Origin of the sequence: Acinetobacter lwoffii, from assembly GCF_024129685.1 — a bacterium.
GTDB lineage: Bacteria > Pseudomonadota > Gammaproteobacteria > Pseudomonadales > Moraxellaceae > Acinetobacter > Acinetobacter lwoffii_X.
Genome location: NZ_JAMXXL010000026.1, coordinates 17924 through 35898 on the forward strand (window position 1 = coordinate 17924; position 17975 = coordinate 35898).

Annotated in this window: 17 protein-coding genes; 7 read left to right on the top strand and 10 right to left on the bottom strand. The window is 44.5% G+C overall.

From position 1 onward, the window contains the following. Window positions 1-381 precede the first annotated feature (381 nt). The 4 genes from gyrB to dnaA all read right to left on the bottom strand — a co-directional run bounded on the left by gyrB (window position 382) and on the right by dnaA (window position 6652). Window positions 382-2853, bottom strand: coding sequence for a DNA topoisomerase (ATP-hydrolyzing) subunit B (gene gyrB / locus NI464_RS12205; protein WP_253138687.1), 2472 nt, complete (start codon window positions 2851-2853; stop codon window positions 382-384). Window positions 2854-2909: 56 nt separating this feature from the next. Beyond that, entirely contained in the window at window positions 2910-3989 is a 1080-nt protein-coding gene (gene recF / locus NI464_RS12210) for a DNA replication/repair protein RecF (RefSeq protein ID WP_180039048.1), read from the bottom strand. A gap of 28 nt (window positions 3990-4017) precedes the next feature. After that, window positions 4018-5166 carry a DNA polymerase III subunit beta gene (gene dnaN / locus NI464_RS12215; protein WP_005252973.1) on the bottom strand — a complete coding sequence of 383 codons (1149 nt, stop codon included), beginning with the start codon at window positions 5164-5166 and terminating at the stop codon, window positions 4018-4020. A 109-nt stretch (window positions 5167-5275) separates the two neighbouring features. After that, on the bottom strand, window positions 5276-6652 hold the full coding sequence (gene dnaA / locus NI464_RS12220) for a chromosomal replication initiator protein DnaA (RefSeq protein ID WP_004281934.1): 1377 nt from the start codon (window positions 6650-6652) through the stop codon (window positions 5276-5278). A gap of 659 nt (window positions 6653-7311) precedes the next feature. On the opposite strand from dnaA, the gene rpmH reads away from it, so the two are divergent. From rpmH to mnmE, 5 genes are all read left to right on the top strand, one after another. After that, entirely contained in the window at window positions 7312-7446 is a 135-nt protein-coding gene (gene rpmH / locus NI464_RS12225; protein ID WP_000831329.1) for a 50S ribosomal protein L34, read from the top strand. Window positions 7447-7475: 29 nt separating this feature from the next. Beyond that, window positions 7476-7868 (top strand): ribonuclease P protein component, encoded by a 393-nt coding sequence (rnpA, locus tag NI464_RS12230; RefSeq protein ID WP_004281932.1) that lies wholly within the window; start codon window positions 7476-7478, stop codon window positions 7866-7868. Between the two features lie 9 nt (window positions 7869-7877). Then, the gene (yidD, locus tag NI464_RS12235) at window positions 7878-8198 is read left to right on the top strand and encodes a membrane protein insertion efficiency factor YidD (RefSeq protein WP_004281931.1); all 321 of its coding nucleotides are present in this window, start codon (window positions 7878-7880) and stop codon (window positions 8196-8198) included. 5 nt (window positions 8199-8203) lie between these two features. After that, a complete protein-coding gene (gene yidC, locus NI464_RS12240) occupies window positions 8204-9967 on the top strand; it encodes a membrane protein insertase YidC (RefSeq protein WP_005264486.1) in 1764 nt (587 codons plus the stop codon). 92 nt (window positions 9968-10059) lie between these two features. Continuing rightward, window positions 10060-11418: a tRNA uridine-5-carboxymethylaminomethyl(34) synthesis GTPase MnmE gene (gene mnmE, locus NI464_RS12245; RefSeq protein ID WP_253138689.1), complete on the top strand. Its 1359-nt coding sequence runs from the start codon at window positions 10060-10062 to the stop codon at window positions 11416-11418. A gap of 44 nt (window positions 11419-11462) precedes the next feature. Here the strand turns inward: mnmE and NI464_RS12250 are convergent, their stop codons facing one another. Further along, entirely contained in the window at window positions 11463-12641 is a 1179-nt protein-coding gene (locus tag NI464_RS12250; protein ID WP_479272375.1) for an MFS transporter, read from the bottom strand. Between the two features lie 343 nt (window positions 12642-12984). On the opposite strand from NI464_RS12250, the gene NI464_RS12255 reads away from it, so the two are divergent. Further along, window positions 12985-13686, top strand: coding sequence for a DsbC family protein (locus NI464_RS12255; RefSeq protein WP_253138691.1), 702 nt, complete (start codon window positions 12985-12987; stop codon window positions 13684-13686). A 99-nt stretch (window positions 13687-13785) separates the two neighbouring features. On the opposite strand, the gene NI464_RS12260 is transcribed toward NI464_RS12255, so the two are convergent. The 4 genes from NI464_RS12260 to guaD all read right to left on the bottom strand — a co-directional run bounded on the left by NI464_RS12260 (window position 13786) and on the right by guaD (window position 16296). Continuing rightward, on the bottom strand, window positions 13786-14043 hold the full coding sequence (locus tag NI464_RS12260; protein WP_004281926.1) for a GlsB/YeaQ/YmgE family stress response membrane protein: 258 nt from the start codon (window positions 14041-14043) through the stop codon (window positions 13786-13788). A gap of 172 nt (window positions 14044-14215) precedes the next feature. Beyond that, complete coding sequence (gene hpt / locus NI464_RS12265; RefSeq protein WP_004647133.1) at window positions 14216-14743, bottom strand: hypoxanthine phosphoribosyltransferase; 528 nt, start codon at window positions 14741-14743, stop codon at window positions 14216-14218. A gap of 124 nt (window positions 14744-14867) precedes the next feature. After that, a complete protein-coding gene (locus tag NI464_RS15895) occupies window positions 14868-14993 on the bottom strand; it encodes a hypothetical protein (protein ID WP_004647134.1) in 126 nt (41 codons plus the stop codon). Further along, window positions 14968-16296: a guanine deaminase gene (gene guaD / locus NI464_RS12270; protein WP_253138694.1), complete on the bottom strand. Its 1329-nt coding sequence runs from the start codon at window positions 16294-16296 to the stop codon at window positions 14968-14970. Before guaD ends, NI464_RS15895 begins: the two co-directional genes overlap by 26 nt. Window positions 16297-16394: 98 nt before the next feature. On the opposite strand from guaD, the gene NI464_RS12275 reads away from it, so the two are divergent. Beyond that, complete coding sequence (locus tag NI464_RS12275) at window positions 16395-16967, top strand: nucleotidyltransferase family protein (RefSeq protein ID WP_253138697.1); 573 nt, start codon at window positions 16395-16397, stop codon at window positions 16965-16967. A gap of 40 nt (window positions 16968-17007) precedes the next feature. Here NI464_RS12275 and NI464_RS12280 read toward each other — a convergent pair whose 3' ends face one another. Further along, window positions 17008-17973 carry a TerC family protein gene (locus tag NI464_RS12280; RefSeq protein ID WP_004728997.1) on the bottom strand — a complete coding sequence of 322 codons (966 nt, stop codon included), beginning with the start codon at window positions 17971-17973 and terminating at the stop codon, window positions 17008-17010. Between the last annotated feature and the right edge of the window lie 2 nt (window positions 17974-17975).

A 17975-nucleotide genomic window follows, 5' to 3' on the forward strand; every position in this document is an offset into this window, starting at 1 on the left:
TACCACTTTGACTGATCCAGTTTTCACCTAGTGTCGTGAACTGCATGCAAACTTCTCATCGTATAAAGAACGTCTTTCTACATCACTTTCCTATTCAAAAATTATTTTAGAAGTTCTGATGCAGATCATTTTTATAACGATAGATTCACTCCAGATTTCAGGTATTCTCCCGAGTTGGTAATCTCTATACATAAACCCTTCCTTAGAGTCGATTTGGCTTACTCAACTTGGCTTTTTAAAACCTAAATGAACCCGTTCCATATCTAAAAATCGGTCCAAAATTACTTTATTTTGCCTAGCTCACAGGATATGAGTAAAAAAATTGGTCTAAAAAAAGCGCCTCGAAAGGCGCTTTTTTATATCTGATTTTATCCTGAAGGGTTATGCATCAATATCTGCATTCAAGGCATTTTCTTCAATGAAAGCACGACGTGGTTCTACGTCATCGCCCATCAAGCAAGAGAACATACGATCCGCTTCAATCGCATCAGTAACTGTCACTTGCAGCATGTTACGGTTGTCTGGATCCATGGTGGTTTCCCATAACTGTTCCGCATTCATCTCGCCCAGACCTTTATAGCGCTGGATCATCATGCCACGACGTGAGTCCTGCAAGATATGTTGCCAAACCTGATGGAAATTGCTGACCTGAATCTTGCGATCGCCTTTTTGCAAATATGCACCCTCTTCAAGCAGACTAAACCAGCTCTTTGAATTCTTTAATAAACGTGCATATTCACTTGAACCTAACAGTACTGAGTCTAACAGGTAGCTATGTGGCAAGTTATGTACATAGATCGTGATACGTGGCAACCAGCTTGCAGTTTTTTGACCATCTGCCAGTTCTTTTTCAAAACGCTCCAGGGTTAATTCTGGACGTAATGTTGGCTGAATGGCTTCAATCGCTGCACGCAGATTCTCACCCCATGTTTCCACATAGGTTTTGTCTTCCAGCTGATCCAGCTTAAAACCTTCCAGTGAAAGTAGTGCATCAAGCAGACTCGCAGGATAACGCTGGGTCAAACGTGCCAAGCTCTTCTGGGAAGTCTGATAATCAGCAATCACATTTGCCAGTGCTTCACCACGAATCGCAGGCGCTTCTGCACTGATATGCAGTTCCAGCTCATCAATCGCATTCGAAATTAGGTAAGTTTCCAGTGCATCATTGTCCTTGATGTACTGTTCCTGCTTGCCTTTTTTCAGCTTGTACAGTGGTGGCTGGGCAATATAGATATGACCACGTTCCACAAGTTCTGGCATTTGACGGAAGAAGAAGGTCAACAGCAGCGTACGGATGTGTGAACCATCCACGTCAGCATCGGTCATGATGATGATTTTATGATAACGCAGTTTGTCCGGATTATATTCCTCACGACCAATACCACAGCCGAGTGCGGTAATCAGCGTACCGACTTCAGCAGAGGAAATCATACGGTCAAAACGGGCACGTTCCACATTCAGGATCTTACCTTTCAGTGGTAAAATCGCCTGCATTTTACGGTTACGACCTTGCTTGGCTGAACCACCTGCAGAATCACCCTCGACCAGGTACAGTTCAGACAAAGCTGGATCTTTTTCCTGACAATCGGCCAGTTTACCTGGAAGACCGGCAATATCTAGCGCACTCTTACGACGTGTCATTTCACGGGCTTTACGCGCTGCATCACGCGCACGTGCTGCATCAATAATCTTGCCGGCAATCGCCTTGGCTGCTTGTGGATTTTCCAATAAATATTCAGAAAATGCCTTGTTCATGGCTTGCTCAACAGCGGTTTTCACTTCACTCGACACCAGTTTTTCTTTGGTCTGTGAAGAGAATTTTGGATCAGGTACTTTGACTGACACGATGGCAGTCAGGCCTTCACGCGCATCATCACCCGATACCGCAACTTTTTCCTTTTTCAGGATATTTTCGCTGTCCATGTAGTTGTTTAAACCACGGGTCAACGCAGCACGGAAACCGGCCAAATGCGTACCACCATCCTTTTGCGGGATGTTGTTGGTAAAGCAACGTACATTTTCTTGATAAGAATCATTCCACTGCAATGCGACTTCTACCGTAATACCGTTATCGGCCTGTGCAGCAGTGAAATGGAAAATATCATTCAGGTGAGTTTTGCCTTCGTTAATATATTTAACGAACTCAGACAGACCACCTTCATAATCAAAGACATGCTCGGCATTAATGCGTTCGTCACGCAGCACAATACGTACACCTGCGTTCAGGAACGACAGTTCACGCAAACGACGCGCCAAAATATCAACATTAAAAATGGTCTGACTAAAAGTCTCGGCACTTGGCCAGAAACGGACACGAGTACCGGTTCTATTGGTATCGCCCACTACTTTTAATGGATATTGAGAATCGCCATGACGGTATTCTTGTTCATGAATTTTACCGGCACGGTGAATGGTCAATTCGAGTTTTTCAGACAGTGCGTTGACTACGGAAACACCGACACCATGCAGACCGCCAGACACTTTATAACTGTTGTCGTCGAACTTACCACCGGCATGCAGAATGGTTAAAATCACCTCTGCTGCAGACACACCTTCTTCAGGGTGAATGTCGGTCGGAATACCACGACCATTATCAGAAACTGAAACCGATTCATCTTCATGGATCGTCACTATAATTTCATCACAGTGGCCTGCCAAGGCTTCATCAATCGAGTTGTCGACTACTTCAAACACCATGTGGTGCAGGCCTGTACCATCGTCTGTATCACCAATGTACATGCCCGGACGCTTACGGACTGCGTCTAAACCACGTAATACCTTGATGCTAGAGGAATCATAAGCCTTTTCAATGGTTTGTTCTGTTTGAGAAGCAGCTTGATCTTCTGAACTCATGGTTTCTCCCTAGTGAAAAATAGGTCTATCCAAAGATGGGTAAAACTCAAAAAATATTATTGCACAACTTGAACTGTACCGTTTTCAACACTGAATAACTGATATGAGATAGACAAATCATGTAAGTGCTTTTGTACTGATTCATGGTCTAAGGTGGTAATAAAAACTTGACTACCAAGTTGGCTCAATCGCTCAATTAAACGTTGTTGTGCGGTTAAATCTAATTCTGCTGTCACATCATCTAATAATACCACAGTTTCCTTATTACAAGAATGTAGCATTGCGATTTGCGACAGTTTTAGTGCGATCATCAGCAGCTTTTTCTGCCCGCGCGACAGGATCACATCAGCATCCCCCATCGGGGTCTTTAAACGCAAATCTGCGCGATGTGGGCCATATTCGGTATAGCGTCGCTCACAGTCTTTTTCATGCTGGTTGGTCAGATCATTTAGCAGGCCGGTTTCACTATGAAAGCCCGGACTGTATTCCAGACTGACTTGCAATTCAGGTAATAACTGTTTCAGATCATCTTCAAAAAATGGCTTCCATTGTTCCACAATCCCGACACGTTGCGAGTGCAGGATTTCACCATATTCACTCAGCATCTGGTTCCACGGTTCCAGATCAGACAGACTGAGAAAGCGTTTGCTTTTGAGCAGACTATTTCGCTGTTTCAGCGCACGAGAATAATATTGCCAGGCATGATAAAACTCTGGTTCCACGTGGAACATTAACCAGTCGAGCAATTGACGTCGTGGTTTAGCCCCATGATCGATAATATCAGTACTTTGTGGGTCAATCAGCTGCAAAGGTAACAGTTTGGCCAGTTGCCCCTGAGTCGCGACCAGATCACCATTGACCTTGATCAGTTGCTCCCCACTGGCCATTTTTTGCATGCCAATTTTTTCAGTCGCAGATTGTGCAAACACAATCGCATCTTGGGCGCCATGCTGGATATAGTTTTTAGGGATATGGGTACGGAAAGAACGACCAGCAGCCAGTAAATGAATCGCCTCTAAAATCGAGGTTTTACCTGAACCATTCTGGCCATAAAAAACATTAAACGGCTGCAATCCTTGGAGAGCAACCGTCTTTAAATTCCGCACACGCTCAATATGTAAACGCGTAATATGCATGTCTTATATGAGTATCAAGAGCCGCGACTTAAACACGCATCGGCATGACGACATAAGTCTGATCCGTATGCGCCGGGTCCTGTACCAAGACCGACTGGTTGGCTTCAGTCATGGTCATTGACACATCATCGCCATCAAGCACACCGAGTACTTCAATCAGATACTGCGCATTAAATGACATTTCTAGCGGTGAATCAGCATATTGAATCGCCAGATCTTCAATCGCTTCATCCTGCTCCGGGTTATTGGCGCGAAGTTGCAAAGAATCGGCATTAAAGTTTAGAAACACACCACGCAGCTTTTCATTACTTAAAATCGCCACACGTTGCAAAGACTGCTTGAACACGTCATGTGCGATCATCACCACTTTGTCGCCACCACGTGGAATCACACGGCGATAATCCGGGAACTTACCATCAATCAGCTTGGTGGTGAAACGCACGGTAATATCCGCCTGTTCCTTGTCACGGCTTGGCATATTGATGGTCACATTGAGCAGTTCACGACCGATCAATAGAGATAATTGCTCATCTTCAACGCTGAGCAGGCGCTGTAATTCTGCAACGGCCTTACGTGGCACAATCGCCTGAATCGGCTGTGTTGCAGTAGATTGTGCCGCTGTTTCACATAGTGCTAGGCGGTGGCCATCGGTGGTCACAGCACGCAACTGATTGGTATCAATTTCCAGCAAAGTACCGGTTAGGTAAAAACGTACATCCTGAACCGCCATGGCAAAAGCAGTTTTTTCAAATAGACGTTTTAGCTCACGCTGTGTCACCGTCACTTGCGTGCCTTGGGTGTTTTCAGTGTTCAGTAATGGATAATCATCAGCAGGCAATGTCCCCAATACAAAACGGCTGTTGCCCGATTTAAGGATACAGCGCTGATCTTCAGTAATATGTAAATCCACCAATGCCGCTGAAGGAAGTGACTTACAGATATCAATCAGCTTACGTGCAGGAACTGTGGTCTCACCTTCCTGCAAACATGCACCTTCAGCCAGTGCTGTACTCGCCACCAGTTCGACTTCCAGGTCGGAACCGGTCACGGTCAATGCTTGCGCAGTCACCTGAATTTTCAGGTTAGACAGGATATTCAAGGTATGGCGACGTTCAACCGCTCCTACGACATGTGAGAGAACATTCAGTAAGCTTTCTTTCGCGATTTTTAAACGCACGGTGCATTCCTCTAAAGCTGAAGATTAATATAGAAAAAGTGATTTTTTTGACGGTTTACTATGCGGCAAAAGCAGCCGCATAGCAAGAATAGAATTTGAGCGATTTAGGTCAACTTTGCAACAGACGTTGCAGGTTTTTATAGTCTTCGTTAAAGATCGGATCTTCTTCACGCAGACTCTGTACTTTCTCGCAAGCATGCATCACGGTACTGTGATCACGACCGCCAAAAGCCATGCCAATTTCCGGAAAACTGTCGCCTGTTAATTCACGTGCCAGCCCCATCGCCAGTTGACGTGGGCGGGCATAAATCCGGGTGCGTTTTGGACCGACCAGTTCTTTCAGCGGAATCCGGAAATACTCACTCACCACACGCTGAATATTTTCAGTACTGATAGTACGGGCACGAATCGCCAGCACATCTTTTAAAGATTCACGCACCACATCCAGATCAATTGGTGTGCCTTTAAAACGTGAAATCGCCACCACTTTGTTCAGCGCACCTTCCAGCTCACGCACGTTAGCCACCACCTGCTGGGCAATAAACAGCGCACAGTTACGTGGTAAATCAACCTGGTTGCTTTCTGCTTTTTTCAGCAGAATTTCAATTCGGGTTTCAATATCTGGTGGTTCAACTCCGACCGACAACCCCCAGGAAAAACGTGAAACCAGACGTGGATCCAGTTCGGTTAGCTCTTTAGGATAACGATCTGAAGTCAGAATAATCTGTTTGGACTCATCCAGCAGTGCGTTAAAGGTGTAGAAAAACTCGACCAGACTGGCCTCTTTACCGGCCAGCAAGTGAATATCATCGACCAGTAATAAATCCAGAGAACGGCAATTTTTCTTAAACTCTTCGACTTTGCCCTGTTGCAACGAGCTGACAAAGTCCTGCACAAAACTTTCTGCGGTCATGTACATGACACGTGCATTCGGTTTTGCCTGCAACAATGCATTGCCCACGGCCTGCATCAAATGGGTTTTACCCAGACCCGTCGGACCATATAAAAATAAGGGATTGTGCTGTGAAGCCCCCAGCTGGGTCAATACCTTGCGACAGGTTTCTGCCGCCATCTGGTTAGATCGACCTTCTACAAACAACGAGAAGGTAAACAATGGATTCAACTGACGTCTACGGCTATTTTTGCCGCTGTCTTCTTTTTCTTTCTTCGGTTTCGGCACCGGCATGGGTGTCGAGGTTAATGCCGCAGTCGTGGTCGCCGGTTGTTCACTGGCAGATAAAATTGCCCCTGGACGTGAATCCACTAAAATTTCGACCTTGCGTACCCGTCCTTCAGACAATTGCTCTGCCAGAATCGTGATCAGTTCCAGATGATGTTCCTGAATGTAACGCGTCCAGTAAGGATTAGGTGCATACAAACGCAAGCTGTCTTCCAGCTCTTCTGCAACCAATGGGCGAATCCACATTGTAAAGACATTTCCAGAGAGCTCTTGTCGCAGGCGATTTAAGCAGTCCGTCCAAAGCATGTGAATCCCCTATTCATTCCATTGTTCATTCAAAAAAGATGACCGCAACCAAAAGCGGGTCGCCATTCTAACCAAGTTATCCACATCTGTCATGGCAATTTCCACAAAAACTGTGCAAAAAGAAATCACCATGCATAAATTTAAATTTAAAACCTAGTGTGGATAAGTTTATCCGCAAGCTGTGGATAAAATATATCATAAAGTTATCCACAAAAAATAAAATTAATAGAAACAGTTTTATCCACAATACAAGTTCATGTTTAAATAAATAAAAAGTGACTTATCCATAGAAAAAGCGCTCCCTAATAGTAATAAATTTAAATTTATAAATTTGAATTTATTTATAAGATCACTGGTTTTTGTGGATAACTCAAAAACTTCAAATTTAAATTCAAAACCGTAAGTTAAATTTAAACTCTGGATAACATGTGGATAACTTTGTTGATAGAGTTGTTTATAACTTATATATATTTATATAACATTAACTTAATTTGTGATTAACTTGAATTGAACTATTTTTTATTCAGTTCTCTGAAAAACCAAGGTCTTTATCTTTTTTGATCTTATTTGAAAAGAAAACCGCTTTTGCATTGACAGCTCAAGCAATGAGCACTAAAATCGCGGACCTTCATAGAAAGATCATTTTTTGGAGTTTCAATATGAAACGTACATTCCAACCGTCTGAATTAAAGCGTAAGCGTGTTCATGGTTTCCGTGCTCGTATGGCTACTAAAGCTGGTCGTCAAGTATTAGCTCGCCGTCGTGCAAAAGGTCGTCATAGCTTAACTGTTTAATCAGTTACGCTAAGACGATTTTGGGTGTTATGACAAAACTTTATAGTTTTGGCACAGAGTTGCGATTACGCTGTGCTGCCGATTATAAAGGTGTCTTTGATGGTGCGCTTTTTAAAGTGCATCAACCCCATTTCTTATTTCTTGCAAAACATTCCGAACTGCCAAATAGCCGTTTGGGTTTAGTTGTTGCCAAGAAGAAAGTGCGACGCGCACACGAAAGAAATCGAGTAAAACGACTTGCTCGCGAAAGTTTTCGCCTGCATCAACAGCAATTAGATGACTTAGACATTGTAATCATGCCGAAAATGGGTGTTGAAGCAGTGCCTAATGCAGAATTGCACCAGCAATTACAATTTGCCTGGCAGAAACTGAACCGTCTCGCCAAAAAGCATTCAAAAATAGCCCCCTCCCCACAAAAGTAGAGTTGGCCAATGGTACGTTTACTGCATTGGTTGATCCGTTTCTATCAGATTGCGATTAGTCCTCTTCTTGGACCGCGCTGTCGTTATATTCCAACTTGTTCTCAATATTCCTTGGAAGCAGTCCAGATGCATGGCGCTGGGCGTGGAGTGTGGCTGGCTACTAAACGTATTTGCCGTTGTCATCCGTGGGGGGGCTCGGGATATGATCCTGTTCCCTCAAAAGCGATTCGTTTTATTTCATTTCAGCAAATAGATTCTCAAACGCTTCACGTTGCTGTACCCTTTCGTGATCGTTTATTGAACCAAAATCACTCTCACCACTTGGGGTAATACATATGCAACAATGGGCCAGGATTGCAATTCTCGGAGCCATGTTTGTTGTCGCATATTTGCTCATTTTGGCGTGGCAAAAAGATTATGGAAATGCTGAAACAAAACCGCAGCAGGAAACTGCTGTTGTTTCGCATGACGTATCTGCAGATTTGCCAAATGGTCAGACGGCTACAGTTGCCTCTGATCTGCCACAAGCAAATGTGCCAGCACAGCAAGCCACGGATGCCACAGCACCTGTAAGTCAGCAGCTTATTTCAGTACAAACTGACCTTTATCACCTTTGGATCAATCCGAAGGGTGGTGATATTGTTCGTATTGAATTACTCAATCATGACAAGAACAAAGACAGCGATGAACCGTTCGTGATGCTGGAAAGCGATGCGAAACGTACTTATGTCGCCCAGTCTGGCCTGATCGGTCTGAATGGACCGGACAGCAGCCGTAACGGCCGTCCAATGTATGAGCTGGAAAAAACGGCTTATACTCTGGCAGATGCGAAAACAGTCAAATCCAAAGATGGTGAAAACCTGAAAGTATTGTCTGTACCGCTAGTGTTTAAAACCGCTGACGGGATTGAGATCATTAAGACCTTCAATTTCACTGAAGGTGAATATCCGGTCGTGGTAAATCACAAAGTGGTTAACCGCAGTGGCCAGACCTGGCAAGGTCAGATGTTCGGTCAGATCAAACGCGATAACTCGGAAGATCCAGGCAAGTCCGATCAAGGGATCTTCACGCTGGGAACATTCCTCGGCGGTGCATGGGGTACCCCGGACGAGCAGTACAACAAGCTTAAATTCGACAACTTTGTTGAAGAAAAAGTCAGTACTGAAGCGACAGGTGGTTGGGTGGCAATGGTACAGCACTACTTTGTCAGTGCATGGGTTCCAGGTCAGCTGAAGTTGACTCAAGGCAATGGCGAAGCTTATAGCGCCAAGCTTGAATCACGTAAATCAACCGATAACATGAACATCATTGGTTTTACCTCACCGACCTTCAATGTGCCTGCAGGTACAGTGGCTGAAATTGATGCGACTTTCTATTCAGGTCCAAAAATCCAGTCAGAACTGAAAGATTTGGCTGCGGGTTTAAACCAGACCGTTGATTATGGCTGGTTATGGCCAATTGCGAAATTACTGTTTGTCGGTCTTGAGTTCTTCCATGGTCTGGTAGGTAACTGGGGCTGGGCAATTATTCTGTTGACCGTTCTGGTGAAACTGATCCTGTGGCCATTGTCGTCGAAGAGCTATCGCTCGATGGCGAAAATGCGGGTGATTGCGCCAGAAATGCAACGCATGAAAGAAGAGTTCGGTGAAGATCGGATGCGCTTCTCTCAAGAAATGATGGCATTGTACAAACGTGAACAGGTCAATCCGCTTGCCGGCTGTTTACCGCTGTTATTACAAATGCCGATTTTCCTGGCCTTGTACTGGGTATTGATGGAATCTGTGGAACTGCGTCATGCGCCATGGATGCTCTGGATTCAGGATTTGTCTTCAATGGATCCATGGTTCATTCTGCCGTTGTTGATGGGCTTGACGATGTATATCCAACAGTCGTTAAATCCACAACCAACTGATCCAATGCAGGCGAAAGTCTTCAAGTTTATGCCGATTATCTTTACCGTATTCTTGTTGTTCTTCCCGGCAGGCCTAGTCCTGTACTGGATCGTCAACAATTTGATCACGATTCTGCAACAAACTTTGATTAACAAGTCTGTTGCCAAAGATCGCGCGAAACGTGATGAGGCTACTCCAGTCAACTAAGTTGTACGGATAGGCTGAATAAATCCGCTTAAGATGGTAATCTTAGGCGGATTTTTTTTGGCTGTACTTTTGAGTCTTTGCAGGTGAATTTTATGCTCAACCGAACCACAACTATTGCTGCGATTGCAACTCCACCAGGACGTGGCGGCGTTGGGGTGATTCGCCTGTCAGGTCCGAAATCCTATGAGATTGCCCAGCAACTGACGCAAAAAGCGCTGCCTAAAGCGCGTTTTGCCGGTTTCCGCCAGTTCTACGATGCAGCAGGCGAAGTCATGGATGAAGGACTGGCGATTTGCTTCCCGAATCCAAACTCATTTACCGGCGAAGATGTCGTGGAGCTACAGGGTCATGGTGGTCCGGTGATTCAGAATGCCCTGCTTGGCCGTTTGCTGGAGCTGGGAGCCACTGCAGCCAAAGCGGGTGAATTCTCGATGCGTGCTTTTGAGAATGGCAAGCTGGATCTGGTGCAGGCCGAGGCGATTGCCGACCTGATTGATGCAACTTCGCAAGCGGCTGCCCGTTCTGCAGTACGTTCTTTGCAAGGGGCGTTTTCGACCAAAGTCAATGCAGTGCTTGAGCAGCTGATTCACCTACGTTTGCATGTGGAAGCCGCGATTGATTTCCCGGAAGAAGAAATCGACTTTCTGGCGGATGGCAAAATTTTAAATCTGCTGGATGGTGTATCCAGTGCAGTCACTCAAGTACAGCAATCCGCACGTCAGGGACAGCTTCTACGTGAAGGCTTACAAGTCGTAATTGCGGGGAAACCGAATGCCGGTAAATCCTCTCTACTGAATGCGCTGGCTGGAATTGAACGCGCGATTGTGACCGATATTGCTGGTACAACACGTGATGTCCTGCATGAAAAGATTACTTTAAATGGTCTGCCGATTACCCTCATCGATACCGCAGGCTTGCGTGAAACTGGTGATATCGTGGAAAAAGAAGGAATCCGCCGCGCGATTAAAGAAATTGAACAGGCTGATTTATTACTCTTGGTCTATGACTTAAGCCAGGGCGAAGATCCGCTGCAACTCGCTCAAGAATATTTTGCTGAATATATTGAACCGAAACGTTTAATGCTGATTGGCAATAAATGCGACCTGACTGGTGCTGAAGCCGTAATTGGCGATTTAAATGGTTTCCGGCATATCGCAGTCTCTGCCAAGCAGGAAACCGGTGTTCAATCGCTCATAGAGGCGATTACAGCGCATGCAGGCTTTCAGCCTGAGGAAGACACCTTTATCGCACGTACCCGTCATTTAGACGCAATGAAGCGCACTCAGCTCTATCTGGCTGAGGCGCGTGAGCAACTGGTGGTGTATAACGCCGGTGAACTGGTGGCAGAGTCCTTACGTCTGGCGCAAAATGCCTTGGGTGAGATCACTGGTGATTTCAGTGCAGATGACCTGCTGGGCAAGATCTTCGGTTCATTCTGTATTGGAAAGTAATTGTTTAATAAAATATCAAAAAAGCCCTCAACTGAGGGCTTTTTTTAGGCTGGTCGATGAGATTTTTGATAAGCCCACCACAGCGCAAAACACAATAGACTGATCGCGATACAAAAGCTGATTACGGCGAAATCTAGTCCCCAGTGATCGGCCAGATAACCCACAGCAATGATAGGGACAATAGTGCCCAGATAAGCAATAAACAGATAGGTCGACATTACTGCTGCACGGTTGTCTAAGCTGGTCATTTGATGAATCAGAGCAAAAGCACCCATCAGGGCAAACCCATGGCCGATCCCAAAGCAAATATCACTGATAAAAAATAGCAGGCTGATTTTCGAATACATGCATAGTGCCAAAATCATCAAGCTCAAGCACATCATCATCAGGCCGATATTCAGACATTTAGATGCTGCGACCGCTTTGGCCATAAATTGCACGATCACTGAAACCACCAGAATACTGGTAATGGCCAGTCCGCTGACCAGAGGGCCATGCCAAGGTAAAATATTGCGGACAAAGGACGGCGACAGTGAAGCAAACAGGCTAAAGGCAGCAAAGGCACTAAAAGCCGTCACTGCAATAATCATAAATACCCGATGAAACTGCGCTTCAGGTCGTTGCAGTTTAGGCGCCATGCTAAAGGGCTGTGCCTCAAACTTGGGTGCTTTGATCCAGAACAGGCCAATCAGACACAGCACGGCACCCAGAATAATCGGTAAATATGGCATTACCAAAGGGGCAGCGGAAAACTGCGCAATCACACCACCGACCAAGGGTCCCAAACCAAAACCCATTGCGGTAATGATTGAAATCAGTTGTGGTGCAGTGTGTTTATGGCTTTCTGGGATGGTATGCATTAAACCCATCATGGCAGAAGTGGTCATCAGGCCCGAGGCAATCCCAATAATAAAGCGACCCAAAGCCAGCCAAAGTGCATTCGATGCAATAGCTGAAAGCGCTAAGCCCAAGATGACAAATACGATACCGATTTGTAAGGTACGTAAAAATCCGATGCTGTTACTGGTTCGGCCTAAAAATAATAGGGTTGAGAGGCAGCCAAACATATAGGCGACAAAGATATAGGTGATCTGACTCGGCAGTAACTGCCACAGTTCTTGATAGATCGGATATAAAGGACTCGCGAGTGCGGTACCAATGGTTCCAATACAAAGTGCCAGGCTGACCATTAAGAACGGTCGCCAGCTGGTCGTTATTGTCATGAACATGCCGTTATAGTGTTGATCCTTGGCCAATCCATGTCAGGGCATAGCGAGGAAAATAGAAAGTGCCTGCAGTTTAGAATGGATGCAGAAAATCGGTCAAGGTTAAAATAGTAATATGCTTATAAAATTAAATATTTATTTATACAAAACAATTATTTAATTTGTATTTGTGCTATGTTTAGACATGTTTGAGTTAAGCATGACGCAGTGTGTTGTGTTCCACGTGAAACATGATGAGCTTATTTAACTGAATTTAAACAGTAACATAAATGTTTGAGAAATTTAAAAGCAGAGCGATTAGAATCGAAGCATATTCTTATCCAATTCATGTAGAACATTCATGTTAAAAAAAACACTGATTATTAGTTTAAGTGCCTTCGTCTCAAGCTTCGCATTGGCCAATATTGATACGGTACAAGCTAACTTGGCCAAAAACAGTCCCAATTTAAAAATTGAAAATATTCAGACCACCGAGATGAAAGGCATCTATAGCGGTTCCATGCAGGGCCAAGTGGTTTATTTGAATGAAGATGCCAAGCATCTGATTGCTGGCCCGATGCTGCGAATTCAGGATCAGCATAATCTGACCCGTGATTTAATGTTGAAGCAAAATAGTATCGACTGGAAAAAATTACCGCTTCAGGATGCTGTGAAAAGTGTAAGAGGTACGGGTAAACGTCAGATTGCGATCTTTTCTGACCCAAATTGCCCGTATTGTAAAAAGCTTGAGCTAGAGCTGAAAAAACTGAATGACTTGACCATTTATACCTTTATTCTTCCTTTAAAACCCCAGTCGGTTGCTCCTTCAAAACAGGTGTATTGCGCGTCTAATCCAGCTCAGGCATGGGAAGATCTGATTGCTCAAGGAATTCAACCTAAATCGAAAAAAAGTTGCACCAATCCAATTGAGCGGAATAAAAAACTGGCTCAGTCTATGGGCGTGAATGGTACACCTGCGATTATTTTTTCCAATGGTTTTAAAGTGATGGGTGCCTATCCGGCAGAGCAGATTGAGCAGATCTTTAAAGAATTCAATTTATAAAAATTAAATAAAGCTATCAGTCGCTCAATATAAAAAAGCACCTTTTCCGGTGCTTTTTTATTCAGGTCGTCAAATCAACCTCAGAAACATCTGAATGGTTTAGACTGTACGGCGTTTGGTTACCATATTATAAATAAACAGAATAATCACAGCACCAATCACGGAAGCAATCAGCCCTGCTGCGGAATCTGCCGAATATAGACCGAGCATACGGCCACCAAAAGTCGCCAATAAGGAGCCAGCAATACCCAGCAAGGTGGTCATGATAAAGCCTGCCTTGTCATTACCCGGGTGAATGGCACGTGCAATCAGACCTGCTACAAAACCAATGACGATCGCCACAATAATTGTCCACATATGCATACTCCTTCTTGTCATGTCTTTGTTTTCACATCTGTTTAATCATCTTGAAATAAAGTCAGGATTATAAAAAGTTGAATCCTGAAACGAGATGTTATTTTTTGTTCCCGGTTTCCTGTCCATTTTAGGCATAAAAAAAGTGGCTTATGCCACTTTTTTCAACCTGATTTTAAAGACCGATTTCACCAATAAATGGCAGGTGACGGTACTTCTGGTCATAGTCCAGGCCATAACCCACAATAAATTTATCTTCAACTTCAAAGCCCATAAATTCGACTTTCAGATCGATTTCACGACGCGATGGTTTACTTACCAAAGTACACAGTTGAATCGAGTTAGGTTCACGGGTTTGCAGGATTTCGAGTACCTTGCTTAAAGTGTTGCCTGAATCAATAATATCTTCAACCACCAACACATCTTTACCACGGATTTCACCGTCTAAATCTTTCAGGATTTTTACATCACGTGACGATACCGTGCCACCGCCATAACTGGACACAGTCATGAAATCCAGTTCATGCGGTTTTGAAATCACACGACATAAATCAGCCATAAAAATCACTGAACCACGTAATAAACCGATGAGCACAAGTTCTTTGTCACTATTGGCATAGTGTGCATTGATTTGAGCACCAAGCTCTTTGACTTTAGCTTGAATTTCTTCAGCGGAAATCATTACGCTCATTTGAACGGTCATGGGTAGATACCTAAAAAGTAAAAATAGCAAAATAAAAAAGGTGTTGACCTGCAACACCTGAATACGTCGCAATTTTAATACATCCCTAGCAGAGATGCACCTGTTTTGCTGGCTGTAAATGTAATCATTTTTTAGCCGCTGTTGAATCGCGTTTCAATAAAAAAACACAGCCCAGTGCCATTGCAGACAGGATCAAGTATTGGCGACGGCGGGATTTTTTCGGTTTATTCACTGGCTGCTGCTTTGACATAAACGGCTGCTCCATAGACATAGGTGGCTGCAATATTACGGTCATCGCCAAGCATGGTCAGTGCAAAAAATGCATCTTCAATATTTTTAGCTCTGCTCTGGCGTAACTGCTGTAAGGCAGTGGCATGGAGATCCAGCACCACAAAGTCGGCTTCTTTGCCAATATTAAAGTTCCCCAGGCGATCATCCAGACTCAAGGCTTTGGCACCGCCTAAAGTGGCATGATACAAGGCCTCAAAGGCGGAGAGTTTTTCGCCCTGTAACTGCTGCACCTTATAGGCTTCATTCAGGGTTTGCAGCTGATTAAATGATGTTCCTGCTCCAATGTCTGTGCCTAAGCCGACTTTGACCCCTTTGTCCCAGGTCTTTTTCAGGGGAAATAAGCCACTACCCAGGAATAGATTTGAGGTCGGACAGAAAGCAATGGCGGAGTCGGTCTGATGCATACAGTCCCACTCCTCATCTTCCAGATGCACGCAATGCGCGAAGACGGACTTGCTACCAGTTAAACCATAATGATGATACACATCCAGATAACTTTCACGTTCAGGAAAGAGTTCTTTGACCCAGGCAATTTCATTTTTATTTTCACTTAAATGGGTATGTACATACACGTCCGGATATTCGGCTTTGAGCTGTCCGGCTTTTTGTAGTTGTTCAGGTGTTGAGGTCGGTGCAAAGCGTGGGGTAATGGCATACAGGTTCCGCCCCTGTCCATGCCACTTTTCAATCAGCGCTTTAGAGTCGGTATAAGCCGTTTCTGCTGTATCTGTGAGTGCTTCCGGAGCATGACGGTCCATCAGGACTTTACCCGCGATCAAACGCATATTGCGCGTGGTTGCGGCATTAAATAAAGCATCTACCGATTCAGGATGAACGGTACAAAAGACCAGTGCAGTGGTGGTGCCGTTTTTAAGCAATTCCTGCACGAAAAATTCGGCAATTTTTTCGCTATAGGATGCATCTTGAAACTGGATTTCAGTGGGGAATGTATAGGTATTTAACCATTCCAGCAGTTGTTCACCATACGCCCCGATCATTTCTGTTTGCGGGAAATGAATATGGGTGTCGATAAAACCGGGAACAATCAGTTGATCTGGATAGTGCTGTAATTCAGCGTTGGTAGGAAGTCGTGACTGCCCTTCTTGCCATGGACCAAACCACTGGATTTTACCCTCTTGAATGATGACTAAGCCATCTTCTACATATCGCACTTGGTCGTGTATATCACGTGCTTGGGCAACTGTATTCTGAATGTCGAGGAAGCGACCACGGATCGCTGTCGTTGCAATTACAGAAGACATTTTAAACCTACGCTTTTAATTTTTTCGATTGATTGTAGCTGAAAAAATTGCCATGTTTGTATGAACATTCATATTTAAATAGCGATCCAGATTCTTCTATGACCTCATCCAATTATCATGATCAATTTCGACAGATCGTGCGTGCACAGCCGACCTTAATGCGCATCTTGCATCAGTTAGCACAATTACACTCTGATGCTTATGTTGCAGCGGGTGTGTTACGTCATGTGATCTGGGCGCATTTACATGACTGGGAATATGAAATGAATCATACTGAGGTCGATGTAATTTTCTATGACGAAAATAAGCAGGCTCGCGCTATAGAACAGCAACTTACAGATCAGTTAAAAGACTATTTTCCAGATATCTGTTGGGATGTGACCAATCAAGTCTTTGTACATGAGTGGTATCGTACCGATCAAAATGAAAGTATTGAGCCTTTAACTTCAATTAGTCATGCGCTGTCATTATGGCCAGAAACTGTCACGGCCTTGGCACTGCGCCTGAAAGATGATGAATTGGAATTGATCGCTCCTTTCGGTTTAGCAGATTTATTTGAGTTAAAGCTGCGTTGGAATCCGAATTTAGTCAGTTATGCCGTGTTCGAACAACGCATGCTGAGCAAACAGTTTTTGCAAAAATGGCCCAAATTATCCCTGATAGAACAATAAAAAAAAGCCTGCTGATGCAGGCTTTTTTGATGATTACTTTTTACAGGGTGGTTTCGTTATATTTCTTGCTATGACGAATCGACAAGATCGCGGTCACAGTCAGGACAATCACAATAAAGCTCAAAGAAATCCAGATCGGCATATGGAACACATCTAGCATCAGCATCTTAAAGCCGATAAAGACCAGAATGATCCCGAGGCCATAAGGCAGATAATGCATTTTTGAGGCTGCGCCCGAGAGCAGGAAGAACATTGCGCGCAGGCCTAAAATCGCCATCAGGTTTGCGGTAAGGACAATGAAGGGATCGGTGGTGACGGCAAAAATAGCCGGAATAGAATCGACGGCAAAGATGACATCAGACGCTTCAACCAGGATCAGGACCAGGAACAACGGCGTTGCCCAGAGCAAACCATTCTGACGGACAAAGAATTTGTCGCCCTGCAGTTGCGGGGTGATACGCATATGTTTACGCAGCCATTTCAGAATCGCCATATCTTCAATATTGCTGTCTTCTTCATGCTGACCACGCAGGAATTTGAAGCCGGTATAGACCAGAAACGCACCGAAGATATACAGAATCCAGGAGAATTCCTGTACGAACCAGGCACCAATAAAAATAAAGATGGTTCTGAGTACAATTGCACCCAGTACGCCATATAACAGCAGCTTGCGTTGCAGTGCGGGTGGAATGGCAAAGGCAGCGAAGATCATCAGCCAGACAAAGACGTTATCAATCGCCAGGGATTTTTCCAGCAGATAACCGGCAAAGTATTCCATGACCTTGGCGTTGGCAATTGCCGTGCCCGCGGTCTGCTCCAGATACAGCCATAAGCCGCCACCAAATAAAGTCGCGACACTGACCCAGGCAATACTCCAGTATGCAGCGGTACGGACTTTAACTTCCTGACCATGCTGATGCTTAAAGCCGACAAAATCGATTATCAGCATGACTGCGACAATCGCGAAAAAGACGAGATACAGCCAGAGTGTACCAATGGTTTCCATGT